This is a genomic window from Coleofasciculus sp. E1-EBD-02 (assembly GCF_040218245.1).
Classification (GTDB): domain Bacteria; phylum Cyanobacteriota; class Cyanobacteriia; order Cyanobacteriales; family Coleofasciculaceae; genus Coleofasciculus.
The window spans coordinates 1-2,853 of sequence record NZ_JAVJQN010000159.1; the positions used below are offsets into that span (position 1 = coordinate 1).

Annotated in this window: 3 protein-coding genes; 1 reads left to right on the forward strand and 2 read right to left on the reverse strand. The window is 41.4% G+C overall.

What is annotated here, in order from left to right; translation table 11 throughout:
* Window positions 1-652, forward strand: a 652-nt coding sequence (locus tag RIC07_RS25980; protein ID WP_446394117.1) for a DEAD/DEAH box helicase, incomplete at its 5' end; no start/stop codon positions are given.
* A 32-nt stretch (window positions 653-684) separates the two neighbouring features.
* Here RIC07_RS25980 and RIC07_RS25985 read toward each other — a convergent pair.
* Together RIC07_RS25985 and RIC07_RS25990 are read right to left on the reverse strand one after the other, a co-directional pair.
* On the reverse strand, window positions 685-1,845 hold the full coding sequence (locus RIC07_RS25985; protein ID WP_446397039.1) for a YbjN domain-containing protein: 1,161 nt from the start codon (window positions 1,843-1,845) through the stop codon (window positions 685-687).
* A 368-nt stretch (window positions 1,846-2,213) separates the two neighbouring features.
* The coding region (locus RIC07_RS25990) for a formylglycine-generating enzyme family protein (RefSeq protein WP_446397040.1) at window positions 2,214-2,853 on the reverse strand (640 nt) is incomplete at its 5' end.

The following is a 2,853-nucleotide window of genomic DNA, read 5'->3' on the forward strand; positions in this document are numbered from 1 at the left end:
AATTAAGCGCAAGGGGTTAATTTTAACCTTGCTGATGCGACTCAAGCAAGTCTGTAATCATCCCGCCCAATTATTAAAAGAGAAATCCTTAAAAGACGCCAAGCGTTCGGGGAAATTACTGCGGTTACAGGAAATGTTAGACGAAGCCATTTCGGAAGGCGATCGCGCGTTAATTTTCACCCAGTTTGCGGAATGGGGTAAACTGCTGAAACCCTATTTAGCCAAACAATTTGATCAGGAAATCTTATTCCTGTATGGCGCAACTCGCAAGAAGCAACGGGAGGAAATGATTGACCGTTTCCAAAATGACCCCGAAGGTCCCCCGATTCTAATTCTGTCATTAAAAGCGGGTGGAACGGGACTAAATTTGACCCGGGCAAATCACGTTTTCCATATTGATCGCTGGTGGAATCCGGCGGTGGAGAATCAGGCGACAGATCGGGCGTTTAGAATTGGTCAAACTCGTAATGTACAGGTGCATAAGTTTGTCTGTACGGGGACGTTGGAAGAACGGATTAATGACATGATTGAAAGTAAGAAGCAGTTGGCAGAACAGACGGTAGAAGCGGGTGAAAACTGGGTCACGGATATGGATACGGATCAGTTGCGATCGCTGCTATTGCTTGATCGCACGGCGGTGATTGATGAGTAAGGGAGGAGTGCGATCGCACGTTGTCGGATAAGTCAGGATTCGATTTGTGCGATCGCCTCTTCGGGTGATGTTTTGCTAGAAATTACGGCTTCAATACCCGGAAGGTATTGATCCATAGTTAAGACATTGGTATAAACCAACTGTTTCAATATTTCTTCGGTCAGGAAGCTATCCTTAATATCAATGCTAGTTTTATAACGAATTTCACCTGTGGTGAAGTCTAGTTCAAAGTTACCGATAATCATGCCCAAGTTAGCGCGACAAACAAACTCTCCCAATTGTTTACGCTTCTTCTGAGGAACTTTAACTGAACCGAGGGAATAAAAAACGAATTGTTGCTGGGCTTCTCTGGCTCTAGCATAGCAGTTTAACTGACCATTTTTTCCTTGAAATAGGAGATGCAATGTTGAGTTATCTAGCTGCTTAAATGCCCATTCCTCCTCTTGAAAGAAACTGACCATCACCTGAAAAATAGTCCTTTCTGAAGCAACTTCTTCAGTTATCTCAGAAATACTTTCAGCTAGTTCTGCAAAGGCATTTGTCATTTCCTCGACAGTTTCCGAAACCATCTCCTGAGTCATTTCCGAAATGCTGTCAGTTATCTCGGCAAAGTTTTGGGTCATTTCCTCCACTGCTTCTTTTACAGCATCTTCAGTAACTCCTGAACCGTTAGTTTTAGCCCACTCCTGGGCAAAGTTAAGCATAGCTTCATTCATTTTTTCAGGATCAATGCCGTTAGCAGTAATATCGGCAGGGTTAAGATAATACCAGAGAGTACGATAACCAGTAGTCTTTTGGCTGACTTCTGTGGCGTACCAGCTATGCACGGAGAGGAGAGGATGATTAGGTTGTTCCTTGCTAAGTTTTTCGAGATAGTTTGCTGCTTGTTTTGGGGTTGCAACATTCTCAGTTAATTGCGGTAGCAAAGCAGGATCTAAGATGGCTTTGATTGTAATATCAGTTGCGGCTTGAAAGGCGTCACTTGAGAAAGGACTGCGGATTTCTGGTTTGAGGTTAAATAATGATTCAGTATCAATTCGTCGATATCTTTCTGGGGTAACTTGGAAAGTTAAATTGCATTCTTTCGGGGCGGCTATAGTTATTTTTGATGCGAGGACAGTTAGAGGTAATTCTACATCATTGAAAAAAGATATTTGGCAACTGAAGGAATAATTTTCTGTATTATATTTCATGTTTTCTTACTATATCGTCTAGCAAATAATAAATTGATGACTATATTTTACTTAATTGCATTCAAACGTATAACTCTCCATTTCTCTCACTTGGAGTATTCTGGAGTGCCTGGAGTAGTTCATTCAATTCTGTGTTAGACTACAACTTAATATTACCCTGTCCAACCGTTAGTCAAAACGGCTCCAACTCCAGCTATACTTCGATTTTATAACTCAACAGTCTCAGTTCACTCGAAATAGCAAAATTATTGCGTAGCCATAATTATATATAGTGAGTACAACTCATTCAAGGTACTACATAATCAATAGTACCTCCGGGAGGTGTAGGAAAATGTTGTACAACCATTAGTCATCTCCTTACTTATTGACTACTTATCACAAGCTACTCGTAAACCACGAGAATCATTTCCGTAGTCCACTCTACAACAAGAGCGTTGAGCAGAGCGGCAGCCACTAGCATAAACTTCCCAGTATCCCCCACGAACTATGCAACAATCCCTAAAGTTAAGCCAATAATCATCTCTGTGAAAAATGACTTCTGGGCCTCCTGGATAGTGGTCATAACGATCCTCACACCATTCTCCTATGTTGCCGTGCATATCATATAAGCCGAAAGCATTAGCAACTTTGAAGTAGCCCACTTCTGTCGTTTCTCCTCTATCTGTACCTTGAGGTTCACTTTTGTAGCTAACTTTACCATCATAATTTGCCAGTTCGGTTGTCATTGTTTCTCCAAAATGAAATGGAGTATTTGTTCCTGCACGACAAGCATATTCCCACTCTGCTTCTGTGGGTAAGCGATAGTTTTTTTCTGTTTTTTTAGATAAACGATTACAAAATTCTAGGGCATCTAACCAAGAGATAGATTCAACAGGTCGGTTGGCTCCTTTAAACTCAGAAGGGTCAGCTTTTAGTTCACGTCTAATCTGAGGAAAAGAGGCAACTACTTGCCATTGAGCTTGGGTAATTGGATACTTACCTAGGTAAAAAGGAGCTATGTTAACTTCG